The following is a 15051-nucleotide window of genomic DNA, read 5'->3' as shown; positions in this document are numbered from 1 at the left end:
TTTGGATCCATCAGTTCAAAAAACAGAGCTTAAAAAGTCCTGTGTCAATTGCGGGGCGGAGCTCAAATACAAACCTGGAACCACAAATATCAGTTGTGAATATTGCGGTCATCATGAGGCGATCAATATTGATGAAAATGGGTTTGAGGAATTGGAGCTGTATCCCTATTTGCAAGAAATGGGTGCGCAGAAACATAGTGAGGAGATTTCCATGTTGCATTGCAAGAACTGTGGAGCCAATCAGCATATAGAAGAGAATTACAAATCCCTACACTGTGTGTATTGCAGTATGCCCTTGGTTATTGAAGATGCCCATAAAGAAGATTGGATTTTGCCAGGAGCAGTTCTTCCTTTTCAAATTGAAAAACAGAAGTCATTCCTTATTTTCCAAAAGTGGGTCAGTAAGTTGTGGTGGGCTCCCAATAAATTGAAAAAGGCTGCTTTAGATCCTCAGTTTACCAAAGGATTGTATTTACCCTATTGGACGTTTGATGCTCAACTCTCCGCTTCCTATACAGGACAAAGAGGAGAGTATTATTACGAAACGAAGAGAGTTCGAAATGCCAATGGTAAAATGGTCTCACAACGAGTTAGGAAAACTCGTTGGTATCCGGCCTCAGGTCGTGTCTCCGGTTTTGTGGATGACACTTTGATCAAGGCTTCAAAACAGCGTTCTGTTCGAGTTCCCAATAAAATTGCCCGTTGGAATTTGAAAAAACTACAACCCTTTGATAGTGGTTTTCTATCTGGTTTCGTAACAGAAAAATATACCATCCCCTTAAAGGAAGGACACCTGCATTCAAAGGATGTTGCAAAAGATATTGCAACGAGGTGGTGCAGACAGGACATTGGAGGTGACACCCAGCGTGTAAACAGTATGGACATGAAGTTATCGGAAGAGACTTTTAAGCATATTTTGCTTCCTGTGTATGTTAGCGCATATCGCTATAAAGGAAAGGAGTATAACTTTTATATAAATGGTGAAAACGGAGAAATATCCGGAACTCGCCCTTATAGCTTTTGGAAAATCTTCCTAGCCATCGTCTTTGGGCTTTTGTTGATTTTACTTTTCGTATATTTTGGAAAGGCATAATCATCAACAAAAAACAACATCATGAGAAAACTTACCTTGATTGCATGGGTACTTGCCCTATGTTCTTGTCAAGAAACCCAAGATTCATCCAATGATTGGACAGTAGTGCTAAAAACAGATAAAGATGGTACAGTTCTTTCTGGAAGCAAACAAAATCTTATCAACGCTATTCGATGTGGTCAAGATTTGAAAATTGGGTGGGGTGCTAAAAACGAAAGACTTTCTATAGAACATCTTTCTTCTCCGATATGGCTGGCTATTTTGAGTGAAAACGAAGTTATGGCTCATTTAGACCCTCAAGTTCTTTCACATATTCAATGGGACAGTCTTAATGCCGATTACAAAGATGCTAACCTTTTACAACAAGAATGGCGGGTAGTTTTGACCACAAAAAGTGATTTTGATGCCGTCTGGTATGATAGAAAAGCAGACACTTTGATGCAAAGAAGGCCCCAAAAACATAAAATGACATGGTTTGTTAGAGGTAAGACCCCTGAAAATGTAGGGCCGTTGTTCGACTAGATCCTATTTCACACGTCTCTCCTAAGAAAGTCATCCATTTTAGATGGCTCGCTTACAACAGCCCCTTCTTGTATATATTATGTGACTAAACGTCTCATACCGTGTCCTATTCCGTATATTATTATATTAACCATTAAATCACATAATATGCTGACTAAGAAACTAATGGCCTTCATTTTTATGATTGGCTTTATTGTCATGGGTTGCAAGGACACCAAAAAAGAACAGGAAGAACTTAACCAAAAATTGGAGGAAATAGAAGCTGTTGAAACAGCGATTGACTCAACACTCAATGTCGTAAACGAAAAGGCGGAGCAGGTAGAGGAACTTATTAAAGAATTGGATAGTATTTAATCCCAAAAACCAGAAAAAATGAAAAACATAGTAAAACCAGTATTGCTTTTAATTATGATGTTCGGGCTTGTTGTATCAGTAAACGCACAAGGCAAATCCCAAGAAAAAGGAAAAGGAAAGGCAAAGACTGAAAAGGTTAAAAAAGCTAAGAAAGATGTTGAAGACGCTGCTGAAAATGTACAAGAGGAAACCAAAGAAAAAGGTAAGAAAATGAAGGAGAAAGCAGAAAAAATCAAAGAAAATCAGCAGAAAGATATTAAAGAGATGGAAGATGAAATTGAAGAGGCAAAGGAAAAAGGAGAAAAGGTAAGCAAAGGAAATGCCTACGGAAAAAACAAAGGTGACATGTCGGGCAAAGAATTTGGACAATATCGCGCTTCACAGGCAAAGGAAAAATTGATGACCTCTGAAAACATGCTCAATGAAGATGAGGAAATTCTTAATAGAGGTCGAAAATCATTGGACGATGCTAAGAAAAGAGTTGAAGAAGCAAAGGAAAAAGGAGAAGAGCCTGAAATTATAGCCCAAAAAGAAGAAAAACTCAAAAAGGTTGAGGAAAAATTAGATGATCTTGAGGTTTCTATTAAAAAAGGAAGAGAAAAGCTAAAAGAAAAGACCGAGCAACTCAAAAAAGTTGTGGAGCCGGAGATAAAACAATAAATCAGGGATTATCAAATAAACACTTGAGGCCGGTTGTTAATCTAATTGACAGCCGGTTTTATTTAGCCCGATAACTATAAGTAAATCTTAAAACCTTGGCTATCAAACATTAGAATTCTTACTTTTAAAGCATGGCGAAACGCATAAGCTTAATTTCCATTTTTGTGCTTCTGAACATGGGTATAGGGCGTATGTTCCAAGAAAGTTTGGGGATGTCCTGTTTTTCTGAACTTTCAATTTTGGCCATTACTAGCTTTTTCTTTTGGAATGTTTCCGCCAAACAAATTAAGGTGTGGGCCGGTAAATGGGCAGTGGATACCAAAGGAAAAAACATTTTCATTCAAGGAGGAATCGGTCTCTCGGCCTCGGCAATAAACATTCTAATTGGACAGGTTTTGGTGATTTTCCTAATGACCACTATATACAATTGCACCTCGCCAAGTTTCAATATGCTTAATGCGAGTCTTACCAACAACGTAGCAGTGAATTTGCTTTGCTATTTTTCATTGCTCTTCTATTCTGTTGAGGTAAAAAAGGATGACAAAACTCCTGAGGATATCGAAAAAATCCAGGAAAAGAAACGTGTATCGGTCTCCAAAAAAGGTTCACAGTTTCTTTTGGCCCCCCAAGAGATTGTGTACGTGGAAACCAGTAATAACTGCATTGTTCTTCATACTCAAAAAGGCAGGTTTGTTAAGTATCAGAGCCTTCGTTCTTTTTCCCAATCTGTTTGTCCCAACACATTTAAGCGAATCCATAGATCCTATTTGGTCAATTCAGAATTTATTGATCATATCCAGAAAAATACAAGTGGAGATGGAATGCTACGTCTAAAAACCGGAGATGATCTCAAGTTCAGCAGAACCTATCTTCAAGAATTGATCAATATTTAGATTCAGCGACTTACCCTTTTTTTCCCGCGGCTTACATAGTTAATTTTTATTAAACAACAGTGCACGATTAGTTTTGACCAAACTGATTATGTCCATGCGCTATCTAGCTGCAACCTTATTTCTACTTGTCCAAACATTTTTGGTCTCCCAGGAATATTTGAACAGCACAGAAAACATTCATGCGACTACCAAGGAACTTAAATTGGATGGTTTTTTGGACGAAGACCTCTGGAAAGAAGCCAGGAATTTTCCATTTGTGGAATGGCGCCCCGATTGGGGGGCTAAAGATAGCCTTACCCAACTTTATATCACATTCGACAATGATTTTCTTTATGTTGGATTAGATGCCAAAGATCCAAATCCGGAACAGATCATAGGCAGAAACCTGGTACGGGATGGTTGGTATGGAGATGATTATTTTGCCTTTCAGATAGATCCGAACCGAACCCGGAAAAACGCATTCATTTTTAGCATTTACCCAACTGGAAGTAGGTATGACGATGCCATCTACAATGATAATGTCCCTTTGGGCAACGCTCCTTCAACTCCTGCGTATGATATGATTTGGAAAGGCAAGACCCAAATTACGGATGAAGGCTGGCAGGCCGAATATAAAATTCCATTATCCAATCTAAGGTTTGAAATCCGGGATGGAGAAGTACTGGGAGGTATTTCTGCCCAAAGAACCATTAACTATGACAACAAACTTTTAGCATTCCCAAAAGTGCCTCAGAACATCACTGGAGCCAATAGTAAACCTTCCTTGAAAAAGCCCGTAAGATTTGTAGGGCTACAACCAAAAAAGGACCTTCAGATTACTCCTTATCTTCTAGGGTCTAAGCAAACGCAGTATCAACTTAGTCAAAACAATCTTCAATATGAGAAGGATACATTTAACGAATTGGACGTAGGCTTGGATATCCGATATGGTATTACTCCCAATTTGACTTTGGACCTTACCCTGAACACCGACTTTTCGCAAGTTGAGATTGATGATCAAATCGTGAATCTAGGTCGGGTCTCCATATTTTTTCCGGAACGACGAAAATTCTTTTTGCAACAATCCGGGCTTTTTGATTTTGACACAGGCATCCTCTCCCAACTTTTTTATAGCCGCACAATAGGAATCAATAATGGGCAATTGACACCTATCATCGGTGGAGCAAAACTCACTGGGGAACTTGGAAATTGGGACCTGGGATTTCTATCATTACAAACAGAAGGCACAAGAATAAACAATACTTCCTTGCCAACCGAAAACTTTACAGTCCTCCGGTTACGAAGAAAAGTTTTTAACGACCGGTCCTTTATTGGTTTTATGGCCACAAACCGGGTTCGGGAAAACTATATCAACACCGCACTTGGTATTGATGGAGTAATAGATGTGGGGAATGAAAACTTCATCATAACCTCTGTGGCCACCACTTTGGAGGGTGAAAGTTTTTCTGATGTGGATTATGACCCATTGGACAACTCACGTTTCGCATTCCAATTTGCAAGAAGAAAGCGTGATGGATGGTTTTATAGAACGGCCTATGAGTTCTCAGGAGAGGATTTTAGGCCCGGCATGGGTTTCCTCCTCCGAGAAAAGCACCATAATTTTTATTTAGGACTTAACCATGGAAAATTTAAAACAAATCAAAAACAAAATACCTTTCAATACCGCAGATGGATGCCCATCAACTCAGATCTCTATTTTACCCCCAATTTTTCGGACGTGCTTACCTGGTACAATCGAAGCCATTGGACCGGGCGTTTTTTCAATAATGATGAAATAACCGTTTTTGGCCAGGTCCAGTATGAGTATCTACAAGAACCGCTTCAATTCTCCAACAACATCATTATCCCACAGGGCAATTATTTCTACACCTATTATGGGGCATCCTACTCAAGTGGTTTTCAGCGCGCATTTAAACTTCCCATTTCTACAGAATATGGAAGCTTTTTTGATGGGGAGAATCTTCAGTTCCGTATAAGTCCCGAATGGAGTATAAATGAGCATTTTACTTTGGAAGGTTCCTGGAGACTGAACTACCTAAACTTTAAAACTCGGAATGTTGACGAATGGATCAATGTGCCACAACTGAGAATCAATTGGGCCTATGACCTCCACCTTTCAGGAAGTCTTACCGCCCAGTACAATTCTATTCAGGATCAAATTTTTACAAGTGCAAGATTGCGCTATAATTTTCGGGATGGCCATAACCTGTATGTGGTATATAACCAAGATTATAATATTGATTCCACTCAGATGGATCTACCGCTTCCACGTTTTAACAACCGTCTTTTTACCTTAAAATATTTATACACCTTTTTCTAAATCAATACACGATGAAAAACCTAATGCTACTTTTATTTGTTTTGACAGTTTCCGCTTCCTGCAATCAGCAAGAACCTGAATTGGTTCAACCCTCGGTAATCAATAATGAGGATCAAAAAATATTAAGAAACCTAAAAGAAGTACAATGGCCGAAAGCATATCGAGAACAGGACACCGTATTGCTCGATAGAATTTTAGGAAATGATTTTCAAATGATCGATGCCGGGGGTACATGGTCAAATAAAGCCAAAGAGCTGGAATGGATCAAAGAAAATGCCATGGAAAATGATTCCTTCTTTTATGAAATAAAACGATTGGATATCCTTCCGAATGGAACTGCACTAATTTGCGGAACGGGCCATATTTTCAATGATAGCACAGAGACTATTTACCAATCCAGTAATATTCTGATAAAGCGAAAAGATGCATGGAAGGCGGTTGCATCGCATGTTTCTGGAATTAAAACTTTGGATTGATTTTACTTAACAGCCTGCATTGAGCTATTTTAGTTTAACATATCTTTTAAAAAAACAGGGGCATTTATCCCTTAAATTGAAGCACCTAATCAATCTTATGAGAAAACTCTGCTGGATATTATTGGTAGTTACTGTTTCATTTCAGGCACAAACCAATTCGGTTGAGCTTGCCTTCGAAAAAGATTTGGTTCCTGAGGGTATAGCACTACATAAATCATCAAAAAAACTATACCTCAACAGTCTTGTCCACAACAAAATTGTTCGATGTAATCTTGATGGTTCCGATCCAGAAGATTTTATTTCAAATAACCAATTTGGCTATCTATCTGGGTTCGGTATGACCATCAAAGGTGACACTCTTTTCGCTTTGGGAAACAGTCTTCCAAAAATCAACAATAAGTCCATTCTGTTGTTGTTGAATATTCATTCTGGAAAATTGATTAAATCCTATCGGTTGAATGTTCCTGATTTTATCTACCTTAATGATCTTGCAGTTAGCTCCAAAGGAGCTGTTTATATCACGGATTCTGAGAGCGATAATATCTACACCGTCAACAAATCCACCGATAAACTGGAAGTCTTTTTCTCCAATGATGAGATTAAACACTCCAACGGAATTGCGATTTCAAAAGATGACAAGTTTCTTTTTTTTGCTTCGTATACCAGCGGGATTCGGATTTTTAATATTGCCTCCAAAGAACTCATCAATAAACCCAACGAACATAAGGGAATCGATGGAATGAAATTTTATAACAATAGTTTGGTCGGAATAGTAAATAGCAGAAGAGATAAAGCACAGAATGGTATTTACCGCTTTCATTTGAATGAAAAAAATATCGAAATCATTAATACGGAAAAATTGCAGGACTTTTCCCGACTATTAGATATTCCAACCACTTTTGATATCTATGGAGACACGATGTATTTCGTAACAGACTCCCAAATGGACCTGTTGAATCAGGAAACCATGGAAATTACGGATGCATCAAAATTGGAAGACTATCGACTTTTAATTTCAAAACTGGAAGGTCGTGTTCAACCCAAGGAAAAAAACCAAGTATTTTCCAAAAGATATTGCACCGAAATTGGTCGTTTCGACCTTCTTTTTGACAAAGATGAGATAGCCGGAGCTTATTATTTAAAACATAAGAATGCACTGGGAGGAATTTGGGGAAAGTTAAAGAACAATGTTATGACAGGTCGTTGGCAAGATGCTGATGGAGAAGGAGATATCATCATAACCTTCACCGAAAACTTTTCATTTTTTACTGCGGATTACAGAGCTGATGACGAACCTAATAAGTGGTACAGAGATACTTGGCACGGAGCATTAAGGCCAAACGACAATACTTCTTTTGAATTCAATCAAAAAACATATCAATGTGAATAATTACAAGCTTTCTTTTTCCGTCCTTGCGTTATTACTCATTTTAAGTTGTAAGCAAGGGCAACAACAAAAACCTACAGCGAATCTTATTAAAGGTCCTTTTTTCAGTGCAGTGCCACAGGAACAACCGCAATTATTGGCACCAGAACTATTGATGTCCCCTGTTACCGAATACAACGGCACCTTTTCTCCAGATGGTACTGAATTTTATTATACCACCGATGTTGCTCAAAATGCGTATATAACATTTACCAAAATGTTACCGGACAGCACTTGGAGCGAGCCAAGAATTGCTTCCTTTTCAGGTACGTTTTCGGATTATGATCCACTGTTTTCTCCGGATGGAAATCGAATCTATTTTAGTTCTAGTCGTCCAAAAGGAGATACTGATAACAGTAAAATCTGGTATACGGAACGAACAGATTCTGGCTGGAGTGACCCCGTTCGTGTTGTACTAACTGGGGAAGAGGACAATGAGTATTATAGCTCATTAACAACTGACGGAACACTTTATTTCAATATTTGGTCTAAAGGAGACATCTACAAAGCTATTCCAACGGATTCCATTTATCAGGTTGAGCTTTTACCGGACATTATTAATTCAGGAGGGGATAAAGGTGACCCTTTTGTAGCCCCAAATGAGGAATACCTAATTTACCGGGGGTATGATGAAAGTCTTGGAAGAGGAGATTTATATATAACATTCAATATCAATGGTGAATGGACCCAGCCTGAGAATCTTGGAGAACCTATCAATTCCAAGGCACACGAAATGTGTCCTTGGGTAAGTCAAGATGGAAAGCTATTTGTTTTTGCCAGTGGCCGCTCAACAGGAAAATTGGAAACAGCCCCCTTGGACCTGATCAAGAAAGTTCACAATGAAAATAGCTCTTTCAATAATTTAAATCTCTACTATACCTCCGCAGATTTTATCCAAAGAATGAAACAAAAACACTTGGATTAATGCCTTGGTCTAATCCAAAAATTCCAAGCAAACTGGACTTGAAAGTTTTAATTCATTTAAGAATTCTAAGGTTCCACTTTCAGTATTTCTCGAATAGATGGTGATGTTATTGCTTCTTTGATTCGCTACCAACAGAAAATTCCCAGAAGGGTCCAAAGTAAAGTTACGTGGCCAGTCCCCACGAACGGATTCTCTTCCCACTAAGGTCAACTTTCCAGAACCCTGGTCAATAGCAAAAATCACAATAGTATTCTCTCCGCGATTAGATCCATACAAAAACTTACCATCAGTTGAAATATGAATGTCGGCACAAAAGCTCTCTCCTTCAAAATCTGAAGCTAGAGTACTTTGTGTTTCGCCTTCCAAATATGCACCATTCTCAGCCTTTTGAAAAACGGTAATAGTTGAATTTAATTCATTAATGACGTAAAGAAATTGTTCCCCGGTTCCTAAAACAAAATGTCTTGGGCCTGCGCCTTCCGCCACATCAAGAGAAGCTTGTTCCGAAGGCACAAAAGAACCGTTCTGCTTTGTGTATTGCTTGACTGCATCCAGTCCCAGATCAGCAACCAAAAGCTGATCTCCATTGAATTTTGCCATATGGGCATGAGAAGTTTTTGCCGTATCAAGTACTTTATGATCCAGAATTTGAGGATCTGAACTCAACGATCCATCTTCCTTCAGCTTAAAAATAGAAACATTCCCGCCAGAGTAATTTGAAGCAGCTAGAAATCCATCATCTGAAAGTGCTACATGACAAGGATGTTTCCCTGCCGTTCCCATACTATTCAAAAGCTCTAACTTACCATCCATTAGCTTGAATGCCGTTACGCCTCCGCCCAAGCTGTCAAAATCAGCTGTTTCTTGTGCTGCATACAAATGCTGTTTATCCTTGGAAATCTTTACAAAAGATGGATTAGGCAAAACAGCGGCCAAGGTTTTATTCTTTAATGTTCCTGTATTTCCATCAAAGGTAAATCTATAGATGCCTTCACTATCCCCATCTGTATAGGTTCCCACAAATAGTTGATACTCCTTTTTTTCCACTTTTTTCTCAGAACATCCAACCAAGCCCATTAGTAAAACACTTAAAATCAAACTAAAAAATCTCATTGCTACATTGTCTTTTGCTAAAAATAACAACTATATATGGAATGCGAATTTTATTTGTTTCCAACTTTCTATTTTTGAAGGATGGACAAAGAGACCATAATATTGGTTTTAAGCTGCTTGGGAATTGCCCAAGCCCTATTCATCTGTATATACCTTATTACACTCAAGAGAAAGGATGGAAATGCAACTTTTTTTCTTGCTTTTGTGATTTTAGGATTGACCATTCGTATCGGCAAGTCGGTTCTTAACGTCTATATGGATTTACAGCCTTGGCAACGAAATCTTGGCCTTTCCGGAATTCTCTTAACAGGTCCATTTTTATGGTTTTATGGGAAGGTGCTATTATCACCATTAAAAACAATTCCACGAAAGGATTATCTCCATTTGGTTCCTTTTGCTCTATTTGCCCTGCTATGTGATTTTATTCCCAACACTGGTTCATTGACTTCCTATATCATCTATTTGATGGTTTTTGGCCATTTAGCGGTATACGTTGGCTTGTCTTTCAAGATCTTCTATCAATACCAGGGTAAAGTGCATCAACAACGGGCAAAATGGTTCAGGAATTTGGTGCTGGGTGTTGGACTTATCTGGGTATTTTATATGGGCAATTTGGCCGGAATATTTTCCTATTACATAGGGGGTGCTCTGTTCTTCTCACTTTTGATTTATATTTTCTCTTTTCTCTTTCTTCAAAAGCATGCCTTTCAATTGGGCAAGTACAATACCTCAACCTTGGATTCATCCGCTTCGGAACGATTGATGGAGCAGGTAAAAACTTTGTTTATTGACCAACAAGTCTTTTTGGAAAACACGATTTCCTTGGAGAGCATAGCCAAAAAAATGGAGATCTCCCCTAGAAAGTTATCTCAGGTTATCAATGAAAACGAGCAAACCAACTTTTCGGATTTTGTAAACAGTTATCGTATTGAAAAGGCCAAAGTTCTCCTGACAGATTCAAGTCTCCAAAATGAAAAAATAATAGCAATTGCTTACGATTGTGGCTTTGGAAACGTAACGTCTTTCAATCTTGCATTCAAAGCAAAGACACAATTGACTCCCACTCAATACAGGAATAAGTTTAAGGGAAAATAAGCTCTTTTTCGTTTAAAGAATCATGTTTATTAAAGAAAAACAGACCTAAGTTTTCATCATTTGCATGAAAATCATAGCTCATGGAGAAACTTGTTTATTGTCTGTTTGTTCTTTTAATAGGTTGTCAAAGTCATAAAAAAGATTCCAACACAAAGCCAACTTCGTTTGTCCCTTCAAAGCAAATTGTATTGGATGGGCTCAATCATCCATGGAGCATTTCATTTTTATCTGAAAAGGAGGCATTAATTTCTGAAAAGGACGGTAACCTGGTGCGGGTTGACTTGCATTCCAAAGAAAAACATATTGTAAAAGGATTTCCTTCTGATTTAACAGATAGCATACGTGCTATTCATTTTGGTGACAATTCTGGGATATTCGAGGTTTTAATCGACCCAAATTTTAAAACACAACCTTGGATCTATTTCAGCTATGCAGCCAAAAACAATGCCTTTGGAACAACTACCAAAGTAGTTCGGGCCAAGCTCGAAAACGATGCACTTTATGCCCATGAGACCTTGATAGAGGCAGCGCCTTACACTCGTGAATATTATCACTATGGTGGCGGAATGGTTTTTGGGCCAGATGAAAAGCTCTATGTGACCATTGGCGAACGATTGTTTTGGGAAAGGGATGAACCTGAGATTCCCATAGCACAGGATATAAGAGATAAAAGAGGGAAAATCTATCGCATAAATCCAGATGGCAGTATACCAACCGACAATCCCGACTTCGGAAAAGATGCAGTTCCCGGACTTTATGCCATGGGAATTCGCGCTGCCCAAGGAATAACCGTTCAGCCAGAAACGGGTAAAATATGGTTCAGTGAACACGGCACTATTCAAGGTGACGAAATCAATATTCTAGAAGCTGGGGCCAATTATGGTTGGCCCAATGTCACTTCTGGAAAATTACGAAGTGCCGATTATACTCCTCCCAAGTTAGAGGATGTGACTTTTACTCCTCCTGTCTGGTTTTGGCATCATACCGTGGCCCCAACCGGACTCGTTTTCTATACAGGCAACGAATTCCCACATTGGAAAAACAATCTGATTGTACCGGGTCTCTCTCGAGGTAGTCTATGGCGATTCCGAGTGGAGAATGATACTATAAAAAGTGCGGAAGAACTGTTCCTAGATGACAGAGTACGCATTCGTAAAGCCCGGCAAAGCCCAGATGGCAAATTATATATCCTCACCGATGAGGACAATGGAAAATTAATTCAGATAACACCTCTACATTAAATTCAAAACAACTATGCGAAAACGTATGCTAACAATTGCTCTTTTATGCTCTCTGATAACTGCAACAGCCCAATCTGAAGAAGTTGCAATACGAGAAACTATTCAAAAATATCTTGATGGATCTTCGCATAATGATCTTGAATTGATTGTATCAGCATTTTATCCTAAGGCGGATTTGTTTCTCTCTAAAAAAGACCAAGAACTTTGGGTACTTTCACCAGAAGAATACGCCAATCTTTTTAAGAACAGGGAAAAGGGGAAGTTCAACGGGAGATTCGGAAAAATCTTGAATGTGGACTACGCCAACAATATTGCCAGTGCTAAGGCAGAAATTTCAATCCCTTCTAAAAATCTGTTGTTTATTGATATTTTTCTTTTGAAAAAATTGGAAGGCGAATGGAAAATAATAAGCAAGGCTGCTGCTTCAATCGACCAGTAAACCGTTTACGCCCTGGGCACCAATTTTGTCTTGATTTCTTTCCAGAGATAGAATCCGGTCACAATGGTCGCCATTACATCTGCGATTGGAAATGAAAGCCAGACTCCCAATTCGCCCATAAAACTTGGAAGTATCAAAATCAGTGGGATAAAAAAGAAGCCTTGCCTAGTCAAGGTCAAAAGCAAGGCGGGAATTGCTTTCCCAACGGCTTGAAAGTATGCTGCTCCTATAAGTTGCAAAGCAATAATTGGTGTGGCCGCAAATACCAAACGCATAGCCATAGGTGCGTGTTCCATTACAAAAGCATTGGTGGCCAGTTCTTCAGGTGGCAAATCTGGTCTGCTGCTCAAAAACAATGAGGTAAAAGCGTCTGGGAAAATCATAAGTACAACAAACACCAACGTAGCTACAAAAGCCGCATATTTAATAGCCGTGTATATAGATTGCTTTACGCGGTCATATTTAAGCGCACCGTAATTGAATCCTGCAATCGGCAAAAATCCTTGGGTAACACCAAAAACCGGGAAGAAGGCAAACATCAACATTCTTCCTATAATGGCATACACTGCAACCATAGCCTCTCCTCCCAAATTGAACAATATATTGTTCATTAATAGATATGTGATGCTGGTAACGGCCTGCCTTGCCAAGGTAACAAAACCAAGTGCTCCTATCTCTTGCAGAATTGAAGCATTCAATCCAAAATGAGGAATTCCAATTTTTAGTTCGGAGTTTTTTGAAAGGAAGAAGTACAGGATGTATCCAAAACACAGCAGATACCCAGCGGTGGTTGCCCAAGCCGCTCCGTGCATTCCCCAATCAAAAACATAAATGAACAAATAATCCAAAAACAAGTTGCCGACGGATGGGATAATCATCGCAATCATCGCAAATTTTGGCTTCCCTTCAGCCCTGATTACGGTATTGCCCATCATACAAAGTGCCAAGAATGGCACCCCATAAAGTATTATCGTGTAATAGATTTTTGCTGGATCAAAAATTGCGCCCTTACCTCCAAAAGCAGGAATAAGATCGTTTACAAAGTAAAGTCCCAATGCCACCATGCTGGTGGTCACCAAAATTGTTAGGGTAATTTGGTTTCCGAATGTTTTAAGCGCCTTTTCTTTTTCTCCGGAACCCAATGCACGGGAAATAATACTGGATCCTCCTATGCCAATGGCCATTCCAAGGGCTGCAATAAAGAATGAAACGGGAAGTACAACGTTAATGGCCGCTATAGCAATTGAACCTATCCAGTTTCCCACAAAAATTGAATCAACCAGAACATTAAGCGACATGACCAAAATGCCAATAGAGGCTGGTACTGCCTGTTTTATCAGCAATTTTCCGATGGGTTCAACGCCTAATTGATCTGAAGATATTTTTGCCATTTACACCGGCAAAGTTTCGGTGGATTCCCATTCGTTGACCCATTTAACCATTAGTGAAACCCAAGCTTCACTATCATTCAAACACGGAATGTGAATGTAATCTTCCCCACCTGCTTCTTGGAATTGTTCTTTGCCTTCCATAGCAATTTCTTCCAAAGTTTCCAGACAATCACTTACAAACGCTGGGGTAATAACAGCCAATCTTTTTTTGCCTTCTTTAGCCAATCGCTCAAACTCAAAATCAGTAAATGGTTTTAGCCAGGGGTCATTGGGCAATCTGGATTGAAAAGAAATGCTGGTCTTGTCTTTTGATAATCCCAAATGCGATATTACCTTTTCCGTGGTATTAAAACATTGATGCCTATAGCAGGTATGATGGGCCACAGAATTAGTTGTGCAGCAACTGTTATCAATTTTACAATGAAACTTGGTCGGGTCTGATTTTCGGATATGTCGTTCCGGAATACCGTGATATGAAAATAGGATATGATCGTATTCAAAGTCTTTAAGCCCTTCGGAAATACTATCAGATAATACTTTTATATAATCTGAATTGCCATAAAAAGCTGGTAATGTAGTCAGATGCATTTCTGGGAAATGGGCCTGTTGCTGCTCCATGGTCTTTACAACGACCGTCTCAAAAGAGCTCATGGCATACTGAGGATATAAAGGCACCAACAGCACATCATTAACCTCTTTATCTTTCAATTCTTGAAGTGCATTTTTAATGCTCATGGAACCATAACGCATACCTAGGGCAACTGGCATGTGCGTCTGTTCGCGGACCTTTTTTGTAAATCTTTCTGAAATAACAATTAAAGGCGAACCCTCTTCCCACCATATTTTGGCATATGCTTCTGCAGATTTTTTAGGTCGGGTTTGAAGAATAATACCTCTTACAATGATGTTTCTAAGCCATTTTGGAGTATCGATGACGCGTTCATCCATCAAAAATTCATCCAAATAGGGTTTTACATCTTTTGCAGTTGGACTGTCAGGGGAACCTAAATTGACCAATAATACTCCTTTCATAGCAGAGAGAACAGTTTTGTTAGTAGCGGCGATAAAAATACTACTTGAATATGATTTAACATTTGATTCCC

The 15051-nt window shown here is 39.0% G+C and carries 15 protein-coding genes; 12 read left to right on the top strand and 3 right to left on the bottom strand.

From position 1 onward, the window contains the following. Position 1 precedes the first annotated feature (1 nt). The 9 genes from ACOKFG_RS03890 to ACOKFG_RS03850 all read left to right on the top strand — a co-directional run bounded on the left by ACOKFG_RS03890 (position 2) and on the right by ACOKFG_RS03850 (position 8669). A complete protein-coding gene (locus tag ACOKFG_RS03890; protein WP_299486822.1) occupies positions 2-1093 on the top strand; it encodes a DNA helicase PriA in 1092 nt (363 codons plus the stop codon). A 21-nt stretch (positions 1094-1114) separates the two neighbouring features. After that, on the top strand, positions 1115-1615 hold the full coding sequence (locus ACOKFG_RS03885) for a hypothetical protein (protein WP_299171365.1): 501 nt from the start codon (positions 1115-1117) through the stop codon (positions 1613-1615). A gap of 147 nt (positions 1616-1762) precedes the next feature. Continuing rightward, positions 1763-1969 (top strand): hypothetical protein, encoded by a 207-nt coding sequence (locus ACOKFG_RS03880; RefSeq protein WP_298793120.1) that lies wholly within the window; start codon positions 1763-1765, stop codon positions 1967-1969. 18 nt (positions 1970-1987) lie between these two features. Continuing rightward, positions 1988-2629 (top strand): hypothetical protein, encoded by a 642-nt coding sequence (locus ACOKFG_RS03875; protein ID WP_299486824.1) that lies wholly within the window; start codon positions 1988-1990, stop codon positions 2627-2629. A 131-nt stretch (positions 2630-2760) separates the two neighbouring features. Further along, positions 2761-3522 carry a LytTR family DNA-binding domain-containing protein gene (locus ACOKFG_RS03870; protein ID WP_299486826.1) on the top strand — a complete coding sequence of 254 codons (762 nt, stop codon included), beginning with the start codon at positions 2761-2763 and terminating at the stop codon, positions 3520-3522. A gap of 73 nt (positions 3523-3595) precedes the next feature. After that, positions 3596-5842: a DUF5916 domain-containing protein gene (locus ACOKFG_RS03865; protein WP_422861880.1), complete on the top strand. Its 2247-nt coding sequence runs from the start codon at positions 3596-3598 to the stop codon at positions 5840-5842. A gap of 11 nt (positions 5843-5853) precedes the next feature. After that, positions 5854-6318 (top strand): nuclear transport factor 2 family protein, encoded by a 465-nt coding sequence (locus ACOKFG_RS03860; RefSeq protein ID WP_422861879.1) that lies wholly within the window; start codon positions 5854-5856, stop codon positions 6316-6318. A 97-nt stretch (positions 6319-6415) separates the two neighbouring features. Beyond that, positions 6416-7708 carry an SMP-30/gluconolactonase/LRE family protein gene (locus ACOKFG_RS03855; protein WP_422861878.1) on the top strand — a complete coding sequence of 431 codons (1293 nt, stop codon included), beginning with the start codon at positions 6416-6418 and terminating at the stop codon, positions 7706-7708. Next, positions 7701-8669: a hypothetical protein gene (locus tag ACOKFG_RS03850; RefSeq protein WP_422861877.1), complete on the top strand. Its 969-nt coding sequence runs from the start codon at positions 7701-7703 to the stop codon at positions 8667-8669. Before ACOKFG_RS03855 ends, ACOKFG_RS03850 begins: the two co-directional genes overlap by 8 nt. Before the next feature lie 9 nt (positions 8670-8678). Here the strand turns inward: ACOKFG_RS03850 and ACOKFG_RS03845 are convergent, their stop codons facing one another. Next, complete coding sequence (locus ACOKFG_RS03845) at positions 8679-9782, bottom strand: lactonase family protein (RefSeq protein ID WP_422861876.1); 1104 nt, start codon at positions 9780-9782, stop codon at positions 8679-8681. 81 nt (positions 9783-9863) lie between these two features. Between ACOKFG_RS03845 and ACOKFG_RS03840 the strand changes: the two genes are divergently transcribed. The 3 genes from ACOKFG_RS03840 (at position 9864) to ACOKFG_RS03830 (ending at position 12557) form a co-directional block, all read left to right on the top strand. Continuing rightward, the gene (locus ACOKFG_RS03840; protein WP_299486842.1) at positions 9864-10877 is read left to right on the top strand and encodes a helix-turn-helix domain-containing protein; all 1014 of its coding nucleotides are present in this window, start codon (positions 9864-9866) and stop codon (positions 10875-10877) included. Positions 10878-10957: 80 nt separating this feature from the next. Further along, positions 10958-12118, top strand: coding sequence for a PQQ-dependent sugar dehydrogenase (locus ACOKFG_RS03835; RefSeq protein WP_299486845.1), 1161 nt, complete (start codon positions 10958-10960; stop codon positions 12116-12118). Positions 12119-12131: 13 nt separating this feature from the next. Continuing rightward, on the top strand, positions 12132-12557 hold the full coding sequence (locus ACOKFG_RS03830) for a nuclear transport factor 2 family protein (RefSeq protein ID WP_299486848.1): 426 nt from the start codon (positions 12132-12134) through the stop codon (positions 12555-12557). Between the two features lie 5 nt (positions 12558-12562). On the opposite strand, the gene ACOKFG_RS03825 is transcribed toward ACOKFG_RS03830, so the two are convergent. Together ACOKFG_RS03825 and hemH are read right to left on the bottom strand one after the other, a co-directional pair. Beyond that, entirely contained in the window at positions 12563-13948 is a 1386-nt protein-coding gene (locus ACOKFG_RS03825) for an MATE family efflux transporter (RefSeq protein WP_299171348.1), read from the bottom strand. Then, entirely contained in the window at positions 13949-14980 is a 1032-nt protein-coding gene (hemH, locus tag ACOKFG_RS03820) for a ferrochelatase (RefSeq protein WP_299486850.1), read from the bottom strand. It abuts the gene before it with no gap. Positions 14981-15051 lie beyond the last annotated feature (71 nt).

This window comes from Flagellimonas rhodophyticola (assembly GCF_049332665.1).
Lineage (GTDB): Bacteria > Bacteroidota > Bacteroidia > Flavobacteriales > Flavobacteriaceae > Flagellimonas.
Note: the sequence above shows the minus strand (reverse complement) of the source record. Positions and strands in the feature narration are given on the sequence as shown.

Bases quoted from the DNA above. Each gene is read 5' to 3' on its own strand.
- ACOKFG_RS03885 (WP_299171365.1), top strand. From the start codon at position 1,115: ATGAGAAAACTTACCTTGATTGCATGGGTACTTGCCCTATGTTCTTGT.
- ACOKFG_RS03880 (WP_298793120.1), top strand. From the start codon at position 1,763: ATGCTGACTAAGAAACTAATGGCCTTCATTTTTATGATTGGCTTTATT.
- ACOKFG_RS03875 (WP_299486824.1), top strand. From the start codon at position 1,988: ATGAAAAACATAGTAAAACCAGTATTGCTTTTAATTATGATGTTCGGG.
- ACOKFG_RS03870 (WP_299486826.1), top strand. From the start codon at position 2,761: ATGGCGAAACGCATAAGCTTAATTTCCATTTTTGTGCTTCTGAACATG.
- ACOKFG_RS03860 (WP_422861879.1), top strand. From the start codon at position 5,854: ATGAAAAACCTAATGCTACTTTTATTTGTTTTGACAGTTTCCGCTTCC.
- ACOKFG_RS03855 (WP_422861878.1), top strand. From the start codon at position 6,416: ATGAGAAAACTCTGCTGGATATTATTGGTAGTTACTGTTTCATTTCAG.
- ACOKFG_RS03845 (WP_422861876.1), bottom strand. From the start codon at position 9,782: ATGAGATTTTTTAGTTTGATTTTAAGTGTTTTACTAATGGGCTTGGTT.
- ACOKFG_RS03840 (WP_299486842.1), top strand. From the start codon at position 9,864: ATGGACAAAGAGACCATAATATTGGTTTTAAGCTGCTTGGGAATTGCC.
- ACOKFG_RS03835 (WP_299486845.1), top strand. From the start codon at position 10,958: ATGGAGAAACTTGTTTATTGTCTGTTTGTTCTTTTAATAGGTTGTCAA.
- ACOKFG_RS03830 (WP_299486848.1), top strand. From the start codon at position 12,132: ATGCGAAAACGTATGCTAACAATTGCTCTTTTATGCTCTCTGATAACT.
- ACOKFG_RS03825 (WP_299171348.1), bottom strand. From the start codon at position 13,948: ATGGCAAAAATATCTTCAGATCAATTAGGCGTTGAACCCATCGGAAAA.
- hemH (WP_299486850.1), bottom strand. From the start codon at position 14,980: ATGAAAGGAGTATTATTGGTCAATTTAGGTTCCCCTGACAGTCCAACT.